We start from the raw sequence: 16,797 nt of genomic DNA, 5'->3' as shown, positions 1-16,797 counted from the left end.
TACCGCCCCCGGCTCGGCCGCTGGCCCGCCTCGCGGTGGGTTGGGCGGTGCCGGCCGACACCGTGCCGATCTACCCGCTGTACGCGCTGCTGTTCGTGTCCACCGGGTTGTCGGACGCCGAGGTCTCCGCGTTGTTCGCGATCTGGTCGACGGTCGCGGTCGTGGCGGAGGTCCCGTTCGGCGCGTTCGCGGACCGGTTCTCGCGGAAGTGGTCGATCGTCGGCGCCGGCGTGTGCCAGGCGGCCGGCTACGCGTTGTGGACCGTGCTGCCCGGGTTCAGCGGATTCGCCGTGGGATTCGTGCTGTGGGGCGTGGGCGGGGCGATGTCGTCCGGCGCGCTGGAAGCGCTGCTGCACGACGGGTTGGCGGCGGTCGGTGCGTCGTCGCACTTCGGGCGGGTGCTCGGCCGCGTCACGGCGGTCGGCTTGCTGGCGCAGATCCCGGCCGCGCTGCTGGCCGTGGTGCTGTTCTCGGCGGGCGGGTTCGCGCTCGTCGGGTGGGTGAGCGTGGCGACGTGCCTCGGCGCGGCGCTGGTGGCGACCCGGCTGCCGGAGACGCCGCGACCGGAACCCTCCGGCTACCTGGCCGTGTTGCGGTCCGGGCTGGCGGAGACCGTGCGGGCGGTGGACGTGCGGCTCGCCGTGCTGGTGGTGGCGGTGTTGGCGGCCCTGGACGCGTTCGAGGAGTACTTCCCGCTGGTCGCGGCGGACTGGGGCGTGCCGGTCGCGTTGGCGCCGCTGGCGACGTTGGCGATCCCGTTGGCCGGTGCGGCGGGGGCGGCGTTGGGCGGGACGCGGCTGCCGTCGGGCGTCCTGCTGGGCGGTGCGGCGGTGTTGTTGGGTGTGCTGGGCGTGGTCGCGCACCCGTTCGGGCTGGCGGGTCTGGCGGTGTACTACGGGGTGTACCGGCTGGTGTGGGTGAGCGCGGAGGCGCGGTTGCAGTCGCGGATCACCGGTGACGCGCGGGCGACCGTGACCTCGGTGGCGGGGCTGGGCAGCGAGGTGTTCTCGTTCGCCGTGTACGGGGCTTGGGTGTTCGGCGGCGTGGTCGCGGTGGCGGTCGTGGTGCTCGTGCCGGCGTTGTTGCTGCCGCTTTCCGGCCGGGCGCGTCACGGCCGGTCGCGCACCCGGCCGGAAGCGGACGGCGTGGCCGTTTCACCACCGTGAACGGTGTTGACGAATGTGGTCCAGACCACACAAGCTCGGGGTCATGGTCGGCAAATCGCTCTTCACCGCCGCGTTGGTGGCGGTCGGCTTGGTGGTGGCGCCCGCGCAGTCCCCGGCGGCGCCCGCCACGTTCACCCACCCCGGGGTGTTGGTGAGCAAGGGACAGCTGGACTTCGTGCGGGCCAAGGTGAACGCGGGCGCGCAGCCGTGGCGCGGTGCGTTCGACCAGATGGTGGCGCACCCGTTCGCCTCGCTGTCACGTGTGCCGAAACCGCGTGCGGTGGTGGAGTGCGGGTCGTACTCCAACCCCAACTACGGGTGCACGGACGAGCGTGAGGACGCGTTGGCCGCGTACACGACGGCGTTGGCGTGGTACGTGACGCGGGACAGCCGTTACGCGGCGAAGGCGATCGAGATCATGGACGCGTGGTCGGCGACGATCCGTGATCACACCAACAGCAACGCGCCGCTGCAGACCGCGTGGGCGGGCTCGTCGTGGCCGCGTGCGGCGGAGATCATCAAGCACGTGCACGGGAAATGGCCGAACTCGGGCCGGTTCGCGACCATGCTGCGCGAGGTCTACCTGCCGGAGATCGTCGACGGTCGGGCGAAGACGAACGGCAACTGGGAACTGTCCATGATGGAGGCGACGCTCGGGATCTCGGTGTTCCTGGAGGACCGGGCGGTGTACGACGAGGCCGTGTCGATCTTCCGGACCCGGATGCCCGCGTACGTCTACCTGACCACCGACGGAGCGCTGCCGCGCACGCCGCCGGGCAGTGGCATCGACACGCGTGACGAGATCGTCTCGTACTGGCACGGGCAGACCACGTTCGTGAACGGGCTGTCGCAGGAGACGTGCCGCGACTTCGCGCACACCGGCTTCGGCCTGGCCGCCGCCGCGCACATCGCCGAGACCGCCCACCACCAGGGCCAGGACCTGTGGTCGGAAGTCCGTGAACGCCTGCGTCACGCCTACGGCCTGCACTCCCGGTACCAGCTGGAGCCGATGCCGTCCTGGCTGTGCGGCGGCACCCGCAATCAATCCCTGGGCCCGACGACCGAGGTGGCGTTCAACGCCCTGCACACCCGCCTGGGCATCGCCATGACCAACACCCAGACCCTGACCGAACGCCAACGCCCCGCCTCCACCGACCGCCTGTTCGTCGCCTGGGAAACCCTGACCCACGCCACCAACCCCTCTTAACCCCCTCGCGAGAGTCCTACGTTCAGGCGCGAGAGTCCTACGTTCAGAGCACCTGAGTTCAACACTCGGCATACCGGGCGGTCGGTCCGAGCGTTGAACTCAGCGTGCGTGAACGTAGGACTCTCGCGCTGTGAACGTAGGACTCACGGGGTTGAGAGGGAGGTGGTTTCGGGGTAGGTGGGGAGGTCGGCGGGGGTGGGGGTGCCGGAGCGCACGGCGCGGGCGGTGTCGACGGCTGCGGCCAGGGCGGCGCGGAACGGGAGCGAGCCCGTGCTCACGCGGCGGACGCCCAGGTCGCGGAGGGTGTCGGTGGGCAGTGACGGCAGGGTGTTCAGGGGAACGTCGAGCGCGGTGACGGCGGCGGCGATCCCGGACTCCTCGGCGAGACCCGGGATGAAGACGCCGTCGGCGCCGGCGTCGACGTAGGTCCGCGCGCGGGTCAGGGTCGACGCACGGTCGACGCCCAGCCAGTGCGTGTCCACGCGGGCGTTGACGAACAGGCCCGGCGCGGTCTCCTTGAACGCGCGCACGATCCGCGCGTGGTCGGCCGGGTCCGCCAAGCCCGTCCCGCGCCCGTCCTCCACGTTCACGCCCGCGACACCGATCTCCCACAGCTCCGCCGCCAACGCGCGCACGTCACCCCCGAACCCCGCCTCCACGTCCACCGTCACCGGCACGGGCAGCCGCACGAGCAGCCGCGCCAACGCCACCGTCTCCGCCCGCGCCACCCCCGCCGCGTCCGGCAGCCCGTGCGCCACCGCCACCCCCAGGCTCGTCGTGCCCACCGCCCCGAAACCGGCCCGCACGAAAGCCGCCGCCGACGCGAAGTCCCACGCGTTCGGCAGCACCAGGAACTCGTCGTGCATCCGGTGGAACGCCCGCGCACCCTCCACCAGCGCCAATGCGTGCGCCCGCCCCGGGCACCCGTGCCGCCCACCCCCGAACCACGCCTCGCGCAGGTCCACCTCCACCACCGAACCGTCCGGCGCGACCCGCCGCGTCACCGGCACCGGCGGCTCGACCCCCGCGATCAACGCCCGGGTCGCGCCGGACGCCTGCACCAGCACCCCGATCAGGTTCGCCGTCTCCTCGTCCCACGCCCCACCGCACGCCGCGACCAACCGCGCCACCGCCTCGTCGGCCTCACCGGTCACGTCGACGTGCGGCTGGTAGCACGACGCCACCACCGCGACGTCCGACGCGACGGACCGGGGCAGCCCCAACGCCTCCGCCAGCACCGCCACCGGCTCACCCGGCCGCCGCAACGCCCCGGGATCCACAGTGGACAGCACCCGCTCCACCGACGCCCGCCGCCGCACGTGGTCGTCACCCTCGCTGAACCGCGCCACCGACGACCGCAGCCAAGCCACCCCGGCCGCCGCCGCGGGCACGGGCGGAACCACGTAAGACGAATCCCACAGCTCGTTCATGCCGCCAACGTAAGCCGCCATCACTTCGGCCGGCGCCGAACCGTCACGAGCGCACAATGGCCCCATGGCCGCAGACGAACTGGCGAACCTGGCCGCGCTGCTGGCCGACCGCAGCCGCGCCCGCTTCCTGCTCGCGCTGATGGACGGTCGGGCCTGGACGTCCGGTGAACTGGCCGAGGCCGCCGACGTGGCGCCGTCCACGGCCAGCGAGCACCTGACGCGCCTGGTCCGAGCCGGTCTCCTGGCCGAACGCCGCCAGGGCCGCCACCGCTACGTCCAGCTGGCCGGCCCGAAGCAGGCCAGGCTGCTCGAGGACCTGCTCGCCTACCTGGGTCCCACCGACCCGCCGGCGCGCACGCTCCGCGCGTCCACCGCCAACCAGGCGCTGCGCCGCGGCCGGACGTGCTACGACCACCTGGCCGGACGCCTCGGCGTGGCCATCACCGACGCCATGACGGCCCGCGGCCTGCTCACCGACGACCTCGCCCTCACCGACGACGGCCTCACGTGGCTCAAGGACGAACTCGCGTTCACCCCGCCGGCCACCCGCCGCCCGCTGGCCAAGGCGTGCCTGGACTGGACCGAGCGCCGCTCCCACCTCGCCGGCACGGCGGGCGCGCACGTGTGCGCCCACCTGCACGCCCGGGACTGGGTGCGCGGCATCGGCACGAGTCGCGCCGTGCGCCTCACGCCCACGGGGGTAACGGCGCTGCGCGACCTCCTCGGCGTCTCAGCCCCCTAGCGCGTCAGCCACGTCGGCAGCCACGACGAGTTGCCCGCCGGCAGCACGTCCACCACGACGCAGGTGATGTTGTCCGGCCCGCCGCGCGCGTTGGCCGCCTCGATGAGCGTCCGCACGACCTCGTCACCGTCCGCGGACGCGGTCAGCAGTTCGGCGATCTCCGCCGGACCCACCACGTCCGACAGCCCGTCCGAGCAGATCAGGTACCGGTCGCCCGCCTCGACGTCCTGGAAGAACAGGTCCGGGTCGTGCGCGCTGCCCGCCTGCAACGCGCGCATCAGCATGGACCGGCCGGGGTGCTCGGCGGCCTGCTCGGCGGCCATCCGCCCGTCGTCCACCAGCGCCTGGACCATGGTGTGGTCGCGGGTGACCTGGGTCAGCTCGCCCTCGCGGACGACGTAGCAGCGCGAGTCGCCGATGTGCCCGACCGCGAACCGCTCGCCGTCCCACAGCAGCGCGGTGAGCGTGGTGCCCATGCCGCGCATGTCGAAGTTCTCCTCGGCCAGGTCGGTCAGCCGGATCGCGATCTCCCGCGCCGCGCCGGCCAGCTCGCCGAGTGGGTCGTCGGCGTCGACGTCGAGGTCGGCCAGCACCGCCACCGCGATCGAACTCGCCACTTCGCCGTACGCGTGCCCGCCCATGCCGTCGGCGACGGCGAACAGGCGTTCGCTGAAGTACACGGAGTCTTCGTTCGCTTCACGGCGCAGGCCGGGGTCGGTGCCGACGGCGTACCGGAGCGCATACATGCCGCACAGTGAATCACCCGCACGGGTGCCCGTGAGCAGGGCATGTCCCAATTCGGCCGGCTCCGGTCAGCGGGGACGGCCGTAGAACTCGCTCAGCAGGAGCATCGCCGCCCCCGCCGCGACCACGTCATCACCCAACGGGGTGATCGACACGTCCACCGGCAACCACTCGTCCTTGGGCAGCCTGGCGCGCACGCCGTCCAGGTAGGCGGCGGGTTCGGCGAGCACCGCGCGACCGGCCAGCACCACGTGGTCGATGTCCAGGAGCTGCACGAGGTCGGCCACCGCGACGCCGACGACGGACGTGGCCTCGACCAGGTCGCCCCGGGCGGCGGCGAGGTTGTGCAGCGCCTCGATGCACCCGCTGCGCCCGCACACGCACGGCGGGCCGTCGAGCTGGATGGTGGTGTGCCCGTACTCCCCCGCGTTGGTGCGCACGCCCCGGTGCACGCGGCCGTCGAGGAGCATGCCGATGCCCAGACCCGTGCCGACGAGCACGAGCACGGCGTCCCGCAGCTCCTCGCCGCGCCGCCACGCCTCGGCCACGACCGCCGTGTTGGTGTCCTTGTCGAGCACGACCGGCAGGCCGAGCCGCCGTTCGGCCAACGCGCGCAGCGGCACGTCCTGCCACTCGGACAGGCCGGTCGGGTAGTGCACCACGCCCGTGCGGTGGTCCAGCGGGCCGACGAACCCGATGCCCACCCCGAGGAGCCGGTCGCTGCGGAGCCGGTCGCTGCGCAGGCCGTCGACCAGCCGGTGCAGTTCCGCCACGAACGTCGGCGGGTCGAAGTCGCGCGGCAGCGGCGCGACCGCGCGGTCGAGCACGGTGCCCGCGAGGTCGGTCAGCACGACGCGCAGCTCGTCGCGCTCGACCTGCGCGCCGAGCGCGAGCCTGCTGTCGGCGACGAGCTTGAGCAGGGTGCGCGGCTTGCCGACGCCCACGTTCCGGGTGCCGGACTCGACCAGCAGGCCGTCGTCGATGAGCCTGCTCACCACTTTGGACACCGCCTGCGGCGTGAGCCCGCTGCGGTCGGCCAGCTCCACCCTGGTCACGGCGCCGGATCTGGCCAACCCGAGCACCACCGCGTCGTTGTACCCCCGCAGGAAGCGCAAGTTGGCCACGGGTCCATCATCGCACCTGGCTTTTACTACACACCGTTGCTTTAATCACTGCCATGCCTCTCCGCACCGGACTGCTCGGCTACGGCATCGCCGGCCGCGTGTTCCACGCACCGCTCATCGCGGCGACGCCCGGCCTGGAGCTGAGCGCCGTCGTCACCTCGGACGCCACCCGCCGGGCGCACGTCGGGGCCACCTACCCCGGCGTCGCGCTGCCGGGCACGGTCGAGGAGCTGTTCGCGCTCGAGCTGGACCTGGTCGTGGTCGCCACCCCGAACCGGACCCACGTGCCGCTGGCGTTGGCGGCGATCGAGGCGGGCATCCCGGTCGTGGTGGACAAGCCGTTCGCGCCGACCTCGGCGGACGCGCGCCAGGTGCTCCAGGCGGCGGAGGACCGGGACGTGCCGGTGACGGTGTTCCAGAACCGGCGGTGGGACAGCGACTTCCGCACGCTCCGGTCGCTGCTGGCCGAGGGCGCGCTGGGCGAGGTGACGCGGTTCGAGTCGCGGTTCGAGCGGTGGGCGCCGGAGGTGTGGGACAACTGGCGCGAGTTCGGCGCGCCGGAGGAGGCCGGCGGGCTGCTGTACGACCTCGGCGCGCACCTGGTCGACCAGGCGTTGGAGCTGTTCGGCCCGGTGTCGACCGTGTACGCGGAACTGGACCTGCGGCGGCCCGGCGTCGAGGTGGACGACGACGTGTTCGTGGCGCTGACGCACGCGAACGGGGTGCGTTCACACCTTTGGGCGAGTTCCGCCGCGCCGGACCACGGGCCGCGGTTCCGCGTGCTGGGCTCGACCGGCGCGTACGTCTCGCACGGCCTCGACCGCCAGGAGGAGGCCCTGGACACCGGCAAGCCATTTGACAATTTGTCGACAAATGGCCGGTTGGGGGTGCTGGACGACGTGGAGGAGGTCGTCGGCCTGCCCGGCGCCTACTCCGAGTTCTACCGGCTGCTGGTGGCCGCGCTGACCGACGGCGGCCCGCTGCCGGTCGAGCCGGCGTCCGCCGTGCGCGCGCTGGACGTGATCGAGGCGGCGTTCGCCTCCGCCCGGACCGGACAGGTGGTGTCGCTGTGAGCTTGCTGGAGACGTTGGTCGAGCAGGAGTCCCGGCTGGTGTTCACGTCGTTCGACAACGAGGTGGCGCTCGCGCTGGGCGCGTTCCTGCTGGCCGCCGCGCGGGAGCGATCGCTGCCGGTGACGATCTCGGTGCGCCGGGGGCGGCAGCGGCTGTTCCACGCGGCGCTGCCGGGCACGTCGGCGGACAACGACGAGTGGATCGACCGCAAGAGCCGCGTGGTGGACCGCTACGGGCAGAGCTCCTACCGGGTCGGTGAGAGCTTCCGGGCGAGCGGCAAGACGTTCGAGGCGGACTCGCGGCTCGACCCCGACCGCTACGCCGCGCACGGCGGCGTGTTCCCGGTGAACGTGGCCGGCGTCGGCCTGGTCGGCACCGTCGGCGTGTCCGGCCTGCCCCAGGCCGAGGACCACGCGTTCGTCGTGGAGCAGGTGGAGAAGTTCCTGGCCACCGCCTAGACCCGGGCTCGGCGGCGCCGCCCGGCCGCCGCGCTCTTCCCCACCCGACGGCCCGTCCTGCCCCCGGGCGGGCCGTCGGGCGTCAGCGCCCCGTGCCGTCGCGGTCCGTGCCGTCGAGGTCGTCGGGACCGAAGCCGTCGAGGTCGAAGCCGGCCAGCCGGTCGGGGTCGGACAGGATGTCGATCTCGACGATCCGCCCGTCGGCGACGGTGAACGCCATGATCGAGAACAGCTCGCCGTCGATGGTGTTGACCAGTCCGGCCGTGCCGTTGACCAGCGCGGGACGCGCGGTCGCGAGGGTGGCCATGCGGTGGAACGTGTCGAGCTGCCCGGCCACGGCCTCGGCGCCGTGCAGGACCCGCATGCCGGCGAGCGCCTTGCCGCCGTCGGCGCGCAGCGTGACGGCGGGGTCCAGGACGGCCAGCAGGGCCGTGAGGTCGCCACCGCGCGCGGCGGCCAGGAAGGCGTCGACGACGCGGCGTTGGGCGGCCGGGTCGGGGTCCGGCGCGGGCGCCGCGCCCTGGACCCGTTGCCGGGCCCGGCTGGCCAGCTTCCTGGCCGCGACCGGCGTGCGGTCCAGGATCGGGGCGATCTCCTCGAACGGCAGGCCGAACAGGTCGTGCAGGACGAACGCCAGCCGTTCGGCGGGGTTGAGCGATTCCAGCACCACCAGCAGCGCCAGGCCCACCGAGTCGGCCACCAGCACCTGGTGCTCGGGGTCGGCGACCTCGTCGGTGACGACCGGGTCGGGCAGGCGGTCGTCGAGCGGGTCCTCGCGGCGCTGCCGGCGTGAGCGCAGCAGGTCGAGGCAGACCCGGCCGACGACCGTGGTCAGCCAGCCGCCGAGGTTGTCGATGTCCTCCGCCTCGGAGCGGGCCAGCCGCAGCCAGGCCTCCTGGACGGCGTCGTCGGCCTCGGTCAGGGAACCGAGCATCCGGTAGGCCACCGCCTTCAGGTGCCCGCGGTGCTCCTCGAAGCGCCGGGCCAGGAAGTCGCTGTCGTTCATGGTCACCTCTCGTGTCGGCGGTCGAACCGATGACGAACGGGACGCCCGCGATGTGACCGGCGGGATCCGGTCACGTTCCCGGCCGGCCGCGCGTCATGGCCGCGACGAAGCGGTGACACGACGATCGGAGCGGACCGGACGATGAGGGACATCGAGGTACGGGGCACGGTAGCCGAGGGTTTCGAGGCCGTGCGCGAGGAGTTCGCCGACGCGGTCGGCCCGGGGTCCGGCGCCCAGTTGGCGGTCTACGCGCACGGTCGCCTGGTGGTCGACCTGTGGTCCGGTGACGACGACGGCGACGCGGTGACCGGCGACACCCTGACCGGGGTCTACTCCGCGACCAAGGGCGCCGCGACGTTGGCGGTGGCGCTGCTCGTGCAGGACGGCGCGCTGGAGCTGGACCAGCCCGTCGCGCACCACTGGCCGGAGTTCGCCGCCGCGGGCAAGGGCCGGATAACGCTGCGGGACGTGCTCACGCACCGCTCCGGCGTGATCGGCGTCGACGGCGGCCTCACCGCCGACGAACTCGCGGACGACGAGCTGATCGCCCGGCGACTGGCCGGGCAGCGGCCGTGCTGGCGGCCCGGCTCGGCCTACGGCTACGGCGGGTTCGTGACGTTCGCGATCGTGGGCGAGGTCGTCCGCCGGGCCACGGGCCGGTCGCTCCAGGCGCAGTTCGAGGAGCGGGTGCGGGCGCCCTTCGGGTTGGACCTGCACCTGGGGCTGCCGGAGGCGCTGGAGGACCGGTTCCGGGAGGTGCGGCCGGGGTCGGCGAGCCCGGAGGAGCTCGCCGCGTTCTGGGCGGACGTCCCGGGACCGCACAGCCTCACCGGCATCGGCTACGGCCTGAACTCCACCCCGCCGTTGGACCAGGTGGCCTTCCTCAACACCCGGCGGGTGCGCGCGCTCGGCCAGGCGTCCGCCGGTGGCGTCGGCAACGCCCGCGGGTTGGCCGGGATGTACGCGGCGGCGGTGTTCGGCCTGGACGGCCGGGCGCCGCTGCTCGAGCCGGACACGCTCGGCGAGTTCGCCGTTCTCCACTCCACGGGTCGCGACCTCGTCACCGGCGAGGCGGGCCAGTACGCCCTCGGGTTCCAGGCGAAAGGCCTGCGCTACCCGTTCCTGAGCGCGAACGCGTTCGGCCACAACGGGTCCGCGGGCGCGGAGTCGTTCGCCGACCCCCTCTGCGGCATCGCCTTCGGCTACACCCGCCGCCGCTTCTCCTTCAACTGGTCCTACCCCGAGCACGACCGGCTGGCCGCCGCGGTCCACCGCGCGGTCACTGCTCGCCGACACGTTCCCGACCGGACCGCGGATCCCTCGGGAGCCGACGGTCACATCCGCGCCTCGCGACGCGTCAGTGCGGTGACAGCAACGAAATCCCGAAAGGACAGGTCCACGATGACCGCCACCCCGGACGCCCTCCAGTCGCGTCTGCCCGACCCCGCCGTGCTCATCCCCGAGTTCGCGCAGGTCGCCGGAACCCTGTTCCAGGCCGTGGGCAACGGCTCGATCCCGCAGACCACCGTCAGCCTGGCGCACCTGCGCGCGGGGCAGATCGTCGGCAGCACCTACCTGACCACCCTGCACACCGGCAACCTCCGCAGGGCCGGCGAGTCGGAGGAGCGCATCACCGCCGTCGCTTCCTGGCACGACGCGCCCCACTTCACCGCCGCCGAACGGGCCGCGCTGGCACTCGTCGACGCCGTGCTCACCCCCAACCCGCACGGCGAGCGCGTCACCGACGAGCTGTACGCCCTGGCGTCCACCCACTACGACGACAAGGCGCTGGCCACGTTGACCGTGGCGATCGGCCAGGTCTGCTTCTTCATCCCCCTCGCCCTCATCGGCAAGCCGCTGCCGGGCGTCGCGCCCGCGGAGCAGTGGCGGGCCTGAGCCGTCCGGCGGTGGGGGCGTCCGGTCCCGGTCGCCCCCACCGCTTCAGCGCGTCGGCGTCGTCCGCGTGGTCGACGTCGTCAGCAGAACACCTCGTTCAACAGCTCCTCGTAACCCTCGACCTGGCCCGGGTCCGGAGCCGAGGTCAGCGACGCCGTCAGCCGGGTCTTCGTGTCCGGCGTGCTGATCGTCAGGCTCGAGTAGCCGGGGATGCCGCCGCCGTGGCCCCAGACCGCCACGCCGCACGGCAGGTCCGTCTTCTCGATGCCCAACCCGTAGCCGTTGGAGGTCGGCAGCGTCGAGGTCAGCTCCGCCTGCTGCGCCGGCCGCAGCAGGCGGCCGTCCAGCAGCGCGTCCAGGAACCGGTCGAGGTCCGCCGTCGTGGAGATCATCTCGCCCGCCGCGTACGCCACCGACGGGTTGAACTCGGTGATGTCGACGACCTGCCCGCCGGCCGTGATGTAGCCGTGCGCGTGCGGGCCGGGGATGGCGGTGCGGGCGCCGGGCACGGAGGTCGACCGCAGGCCCAGCGGGCGCAGCACGCGCTGCTCCACCGCCGCACCGTACGGCCGGCCGGTGACCTTCTCCACCAGCATCCCGGCGACGACGTAGTTGGTGTTCGAGTACTTCCAGCCGGTGCCGGGCTGGAAGTCCAGCGGCTGCGCCGTGGACAGGGCGACCAGCTCGGTCGGCGCCCACGTCTTGTACCGGATGGACAGCACGCCGTCCGGGCCGAGCGGCAGCGCGGCCGTGTAGTTGTAGAGCCCGCTGGTGTGCTGCAGCAGGTGCCGCACGGTGATCCGGTCGCCGTCCGGCAGCAGGCCGGGCAGGTACCGCTGCACCGGCGCGTCGAGCTCCACCTCCCCCTCGCCGACCAGTTGGAGCACCACGGTCGACACGAACGTCTTGGTGATGCTGCCGACCCGGAACCGGCCGTCGGTCGGCACCGGCCGCGGCGAGTCGACCTCCGCCGTGCCGGCGCGCGCGGTGAACTGCTGCCGCCCGTCGCTGACGCGGACCTGGACCCCCTGACCCCCGGTGCGCGCCATGGCGCCCACCGCGCGCTGGACGACCTGCCGGTCGATCCTGGTCCCCCGGTCGCCCGACGGCTCGGCCAACGCCGTCCCCCCGACCCCCACGACCGCCAACCCCACTGCGGCGGCTACCGCGATACCCCTCTTGCCCGTCAACGTGTTCCTCCCTCGGTCACGTCGCCGACCCCTTCGGCGGGTTCGAGTCTGGCCGTCCGGCGGCGTCCCGGCGTCGGCCCCCGGTCTCGGAGGGGATCAGACTTTAGGCTCGTCCACCCTTAGTGGTCGGGCGTCTTCGGAACCGGTTCCGAAGGGTTTACCACTAGTCCGTTCGAGTGACGCCAATGGTCTAGACCTTGACCGTGAAGTGGTCTGAACCACATCGTGGGTCAACCCTGCACTCCTTTCCTGACAAGGAGCACGATGTCCAAGATCCGATGGCATGTCACAGCGTTGTTCGTGGCGGTCGCCACGTTGGTGGTGGGGCTGGTCGTCGCGCCCGCGGCCAGCGGTGCGGGCGGCGTCTCGGCCACCTTCAGCAAGGGCTCGGACTGGGGCACCGGCTACGAGGGCAAGTACACGATCAAGAACGGCTCGACGTCCGCCCTGTCGTCCTGGACGGTCGAGTTCGACCTGCCCGCCGGCCACAAGGTCAGCTCCGTGTGGGACGGCTCGCACACCGTCAGCGGCCAGCACGTGACCGTGAAGAACACGTGGAACGGCAGCGTGGGCGTCGGCGGCACGGTGAGCTTCGGCTTCAACGTGACCTACTCCGGCACGTTCAGCGGGCCGGCCAACTGCAAGCTGAACGGCGCGTCGTGCGACGCCGGCGGGACCAACCCGACGACGACCACGACGACCACCACGACCACCACCACGACGACGACCACCACGGGCCCGACGACGACCACGTCGAACCCGCCGGTCGGCTCGCGGAAGAACCTGGGCTACTTCACCCAGTGGGGCGTCTACGGCCGCCAGTACTTCGTGAAGAACATCCACACCTCCGGCTCGGCCGCGAAGCTGACGCACATCAACTACGCGTTCGGCAACGTGCAGAACGGCCAGTGCACCATCGGTGACGCCTACGCCGACTACGACATGGCCTACACCGCGGCGAACTCCGTCGACGGTGTCGCCGACACGTGGGACACCGGCGCCCTGCGCGGCTCGTTCAACCAGCTGCGCAAGCTGAAGAAGATGTACCCGCACATCAAGGTGCTGTGGTCGTTCGGCGGCTGGACCTGGTCGGGCGGCTTCGGCCAGGCGGCGCAGAACCCGGCCGCGTTCGCCGAGTCGTGCCACCGGCTGGTCGAGGACCCGCGCTGGGCGGACGTGTTCGACGGCATCGACATCGACTGGGAGTACCCGAACGCCTGCGGCCTGACCTGCGACACCTCCGGCTTCAGCTCGATGAAGACGGTTTCCCAGGCCCTGCGCGCCCGCTTCGGCGCCAACTACCTCGTCACGGCCGCCATCACGGCGGACGGGTCCAACGGCGGCAAGATCGACGCCGCCGACTACGGCGGCGCGGCGCAGTACCTCGACTGGTACAACGTCATGACCTACGACTACTTCGGCGCGTGGGCGGCGCAGGGCCCGACGGCTCCGCACTCGCCGCTGACGTCGTGGTCCGGCATCCCGACCGCCGGGTTCAACTCCGACGCGGCGATCCAGAAGCTCAAGGGCAAGGGCGTGCCGTCGGCCAAGCTGCTGCTGGGCATCGGCTTCTACGGTCGCGGCTGGACGGGCGTGACGCAGTCCGCGCCGGGCGGCACGGCGACCGGCGCGGCGCCGGGCACCTACGAGGCTGGCATCGAGGACTACAAGGTCCTCAAGACCAAGTGCCCCGCCACCGGCACCATCGCGGGCACGGCGTACGCGCACTGCGGCAACCAGTGGTGGAGCTACGACACGCCGTCCACCATCGGCGGCAAGATGACCTACGCCAAGAACCAGGGTCTCGGCGGCGCGTTCTTCTGGGCGCTCGACGGCGACACCGCGAACGGCGAGCTCGTCACCGCGATGGGCAACGGCCTGAAGTAACCCCCTGCACCACGCGAACGGGCCCTGCGGACACCTCCCGCAGGGCCCGTTCGCCTACCCGCGTGTCCTACCTTCCGGCCGCGAGAGTCCTGCGTTCGCGTCGCGTGAGTCCTACGTCCAGGGCCCCTGAGTTCAACGCTCAGCGCAGCGCCACCACGCCGTCCGCGGAGTGCTCTCGCACCCGGCACCACTTGAAGTGCGACTCGGTGAACCCAGTCCCGCCGGTCACGAGAACCGAAGTCATGTCGCTCGTCACCTAGCGCGCACACGGCCCGCACCGACGCGCCGCGGATGGAGGCACGGTCATCCTCCGCGCGGGCGGACCATTGATCCGCTTCTTCACCAGGTACCACTACCGGCACCGCAAAGAGCCACGGGACGCCGTCCCGGACGGCCGCATGGTCGAGCTCGCGCAGAGCTTCGTCTCAGCGCTCGTCTCGGCGTGGCGGGATGAGGACGACCTGACCTCCGAGTCCGGTTCCGACAGCCGGTTGTTCTACAACGTGCAGCCGTTCTTGAACCGCTACGGCGAGTACAGCCTGCAGCAGATGGCGCTCTACTACTTCGATCACGGGCCGACGAACTTCGCCGAGCCGTTCGCGGAGGAGCAGTTCCAGGACCTGGCCGATCACCTCATGGTCCTGATGGCCCTCTGCACCCCGCGCCCGGCCGACGAGCCGGGCGACCCGAATCAGGTGCTGGTCCGCATCAACCGCGGCACTTTTACCATGGTGTCGGTCGGCGACGACGACCCGATCAACCCCGGTCTGTGAACGTCGGCCGGGCACGGCGGCGTGCGGAGGACCCGCGCGGATGCTCGCGCGAGTCCTCCGCAGTGCCGGCTAGACGGTCAGGCTCCAGGAGTTGATGCGCCCGGTGTCGGCCGAGTACACGTCCTGGACCCGGAGCTGCCACGCGCCGTTGCGCGCCTCCGACGAGACGTTCGCGGTGTACGTGGTGTCGATGTTGTCGCCCGAGTCGTTGTTCGACGCCTTCAGGCGGTACGCCGTGCCGTCCGGCGCGACGAGGTCGATCACCAGGTCACCCCGGTAGGTGTGCACGATGTGCACCTCCACCTGCGACGTCGCCGAAGCGGTCCCCTCGCAGTCGGCGATGGTGATCGTGCTGGTGACCGCCGGCCCGTTGTCCGGGATGGCGACGTCGGCGTCGTTGGTCGCCTTGGCGCACCCGACCGGCGGGTTGCCACCGCCGCCGTACGGGTTGGCCGCCTTCTTCGCCGCGTACATCAGCATCGGCTTCGTCTTCGGCCAGAACGTCGACGCCTGGCACGAGTACGCCGGGAAGAACCCGGAGCACGTCCCCGACGACGGCCCGATCTCCCACACGAACGACGCCACGCCCAGGTCGTCGTACACCCAGTCGTCCGTCGCGCCGGCCGCGTTGTAGAGCACCTCGCCCGGCTGCCCGTACTGCCAACCGCCGGCCAACGTCGCCATGTCCTTCGCCATGGCCCGCATCGGCGCGTCGTTGCCCGTCTTGTACTGCGTCGTCCAGCCCCACGGGAACAGCACCAGGTTCGAGTAGCTGTGCATGGAGATCACGACACCGGTCGTGTCGGCGGGCGCGGCGTCGGTGGTGCCGGTGCCCCGGCGGTCGCGGTACAGGTTGCGCCACAACGCCTGCAACGCCTTCGTCTCCACCTCGGAGTTCGCCGACGGTCCCTTGTACGTCTGGTCGCACGGGTTGGACGACGTGCCCGCGCCGCCCCAGTGCGAGTCGGTGTTGCGGTTGAGGTCGATGCCGATCTGCGACGACGACGTGCCGGAGCAGTTCGACCCGTTCGTGGTGTTGGCGTTCTTGCGCTGGTAGCGCGGCGAGTTGCCGCCCTGCTGCACGATGTTCACGCCGTCCGGGTTGGCGATCGGCACGACCCACACCTCGGTGGTGTCGAGCAGCGCGGTGACCTCCGCGTCGACCCCGTAACCGGTGGTCAGGTGGTCGATCCACTTCCACGCCGTGTCACCGGTGGTGAGCTCGCGGGCGTGCAGCTGGCCCATCACGAAGAACCGGGGCTTCGGCGCGGACGGGTTCAGCGCGCAGTCGCCCGCGTTCTTCTTGGTGATGCAGATGGCGCGCAGGTCGTAGCCGCCCGCGCCCTGCGTCTTCTTCCAGGAGTCGCCGTAGTCGACCAACGTGGTCAGCGCGGGGTACTGCTGCCCGACCAGGTCCAGGTGCGACCAGTGCGCGTTGATCGTGCGGTAGCCGCCGTAGTAGGTCTCGTTGATGTCGGCGGCGTCGAACGTCGGGGACTGCGACTTCTTCGCGGGCGGCTGCCACTCGGGCGCGGGCAGCACCTCGTCGATCACGGCGGCGAAACCGGCCTGCTTGAGACCGCCGCCGGTGCTCGCGTCACCGAGCACGAACAGGTAGTCGCCGTCACGGTCCTCCAGCACGTCGAAGCCGCGCCCGAGCAGGTTCTGGGCGGCGGCGCCGAGCGGCGCGTGGACCTTGTAGACGTAGGTCGGACCGGCTTGGACGGCGGCGGTCTCGGGTGCGGGACCGGCGGTACCGGGGACGCCCCCGGTGACCACCGCCGCCGCCGCGACACCGGCCACGGCCAGTGTCAGCAGTGAACGTCTGGTCGACTTCACGGTTGTTCCTCCTAGGCAGGGTTGAGCAGGAGGATGGGGGACGGACCACCTCCTTGCACACCCGCCAATCGGCCATTGCTCAGCGTGATGACATGGGGTTTTGACCGATGCCGGTGAGGTACCCCGGCGCTTGGTCCGGATGGAGGAGGAGTCGTGACGGACGATGAACTAGTGTCCTGCGCCAGGAATTCGATCAAGATATGAGGCGAGGCGGTCGAGGATCTCGTCCGCGTCCTTGGTCCAGATGAAGGGCTTGGGGTCC

At 71.8% G+C, this 16,797-nt stretch carries 14 protein-coding genes; 8 read left to right on the top strand and 6 right to left on the bottom strand.

Translation table 11 applies throughout. From position 1 onward, the window contains the following. Positions 1 to 47: 47 nt before the first annotated feature. Complete coding sequence (locus tag AB0H12_RS36030) at positions 48 to 1,166, top strand: MFS transporter (RefSeq protein WP_499628939.1); 1,119 nt, start codon at positions 48 to 50, stop codon at positions 1,164 to 1,166. 43 nt (positions 1,167 to 1,209) lie between these two features. Continuing rightward, the gene (locus AB0H12_RS36025; RefSeq protein WP_499628937.1) at positions 1,210 to 2,373 is read left to right on the top strand and encodes an alginate lyase family protein; all 1,164 of its coding nucleotides are present in this window, start codon (positions 1,210 to 1,212) and stop codon (positions 2,371 to 2,373) included. Positions 2,374 to 2,516: 143 nt separating this feature from the next. On the opposite strand, the gene AB0H12_RS36020 is transcribed toward AB0H12_RS36025, so the two are convergent. Further along, positions 2,517 to 3,803, bottom strand: coding sequence for an isocitrate lyase/PEP mutase family protein (locus AB0H12_RS36020; RefSeq protein WP_499628935.1), 1,287 nt, complete (start codon positions 3,801 to 3,803; stop codon positions 2,517 to 2,519). A 64-nt stretch (positions 3,804 to 3,867) separates the two neighbouring features. Here AB0H12_RS36020 and AB0H12_RS36015 point away from each other — a divergent pair, with 64 nt between their 5' ends. Further along, positions 3,868 to 4,545 carry an ArsR/SmtB family transcription factor gene (locus AB0H12_RS36015; RefSeq protein ID WP_499628933.1) on the top strand — a complete coding sequence of 226 codons (678 nt, stop codon included), beginning with the start codon at positions 3,868 to 3,870 and terminating at the stop codon, positions 4,543 to 4,545. Here AB0H12_RS36015 and AB0H12_RS36010 read toward each other — a convergent pair. Both AB0H12_RS36010 and AB0H12_RS36005 read right to left on the bottom strand, forming a co-directional pair. Next, positions 4,542 to 5,291 (bottom strand): PP2C family protein-serine/threonine phosphatase, encoded by a 750-nt coding sequence (locus tag AB0H12_RS36010; protein ID WP_499628932.1) that lies wholly within the window; start codon positions 5,289 to 5,291, stop codon positions 4,542 to 4,544. The two genes, AB0H12_RS36015 and AB0H12_RS36010, sit on opposite strands and share 4 nt — an antisense overlap. A 66-nt stretch (positions 5,292 to 5,357) precedes the next feature. Continuing rightward, positions 5,358 to 6,413 carry an ROK family transcriptional regulator gene (locus AB0H12_RS36005; protein ID WP_499628930.1) on the bottom strand — a complete coding sequence of 352 codons (1,056 nt, stop codon included), beginning with the start codon at positions 6,411 to 6,413 and terminating at the stop codon, positions 5,358 to 5,360. Between the two features lie 53 nt (positions 6,414 to 6,466). Between AB0H12_RS36005 and AB0H12_RS36000 the strand changes: the two genes are divergently transcribed. Together AB0H12_RS36000 and AB0H12_RS35995 are read left to right on the top strand one after the other, a co-directional pair. After that, positions 6,467 to 7,486, top strand: coding sequence for a Gfo/Idh/MocA family protein (locus AB0H12_RS36000; protein WP_499628928.1), 1,020 nt, complete (start codon positions 6,467 to 6,469; stop codon positions 7,484 to 7,486). Further along, positions 7,483 to 7,944 (top strand): heme-degrading domain-containing protein, encoded by a 462-nt coding sequence (locus AB0H12_RS35995; RefSeq protein ID WP_499628926.1) that lies wholly within the window; start codon positions 7,483 to 7,485, stop codon positions 7,942 to 7,944. Before AB0H12_RS36000 ends, AB0H12_RS35995 begins: the two co-directional genes overlap by 4 nt. Before the next feature lie 82 nt (positions 7,945 to 8,026). On the opposite strand, the gene sigJ is transcribed toward AB0H12_RS35995, so the two are convergent. Next, positions 8,027 to 8,950, bottom strand: a complete 924-nt coding sequence (sigJ, locus tag AB0H12_RS35990; RefSeq protein WP_499628924.1) for an RNA polymerase sigma factor SigJ — start codon at positions 8,948 to 8,950, stop codon at positions 8,027 to 8,029. A gap of 141 nt (positions 8,951 to 9,091) precedes the next feature. Between sigJ and AB0H12_RS35985 the strand changes: the two genes are divergently transcribed. Continuing rightward, positions 9,092 to 10,846 carry a serine hydrolase gene (locus AB0H12_RS35985; RefSeq protein WP_499628923.1) on the top strand — a complete coding sequence of 585 codons (1,755 nt, stop codon included), beginning with the start codon at positions 9,092 to 9,094 and terminating at the stop codon, positions 10,844 to 10,846. Between the two features lie 80 nt (positions 10,847 to 10,926). Here the strand turns inward: AB0H12_RS35985 and AB0H12_RS35980 are convergent, their stop codons facing one another. Continuing rightward, positions 10,927 to 12,036, bottom strand: coding sequence for a serine hydrolase domain-containing protein (locus tag AB0H12_RS35980; RefSeq protein ID WP_499628921.1), 1,110 nt, complete (start codon positions 12,034 to 12,036; stop codon positions 10,927 to 10,929). A gap of 264 nt (positions 12,037 to 12,300) precedes the next feature. Between AB0H12_RS35980 and AB0H12_RS35975 the strand changes: the two genes are divergently transcribed. Both AB0H12_RS35975 and AB0H12_RS35970 read left to right on the top strand, forming a co-directional pair. Then, positions 12,301 to 13,923: a glycosyl hydrolase family 18 protein gene (locus AB0H12_RS35975; protein ID WP_499628919.1), complete on the top strand. Its 1,623-nt coding sequence runs from the start codon at positions 12,301 to 12,303 to the stop codon at positions 13,921 to 13,923. A 398-nt stretch (positions 13,924 to 14,321) separates the two neighbouring features. Beyond that, entirely contained in the window at positions 14,322 to 14,696 is a 375-nt protein-coding gene (locus tag AB0H12_RS35970) for a hypothetical protein (RefSeq protein WP_499628918.1), read from the top strand. A 69-nt stretch (positions 14,697 to 14,765) separates the two neighbouring features. Here the strand turns inward: AB0H12_RS35970 and AB0H12_RS35965 are convergent, their stop codons facing one another. Beyond that, entirely contained in the window at positions 14,766 to 16,535 is a 1,770-nt protein-coding gene (locus AB0H12_RS35965) for a M14 family zinc carboxypeptidase (RefSeq protein WP_499628916.1), read from the bottom strand. Positions 16,536 to 16,797 lie beyond the last annotated feature (262 nt).

This window comes from Actinosynnema sp. NPDC023794 (assembly GCF_040639675.1).
Classification (GTDB): Bacteria; Actinomycetota; Actinomycetes; order Mycobacteriales; family Pseudonocardiaceae; genus Actinosynnema; species Actinosynnema luteola.
This window is presented reverse-complemented; position numbering and strand designations above follow the sequence as displayed.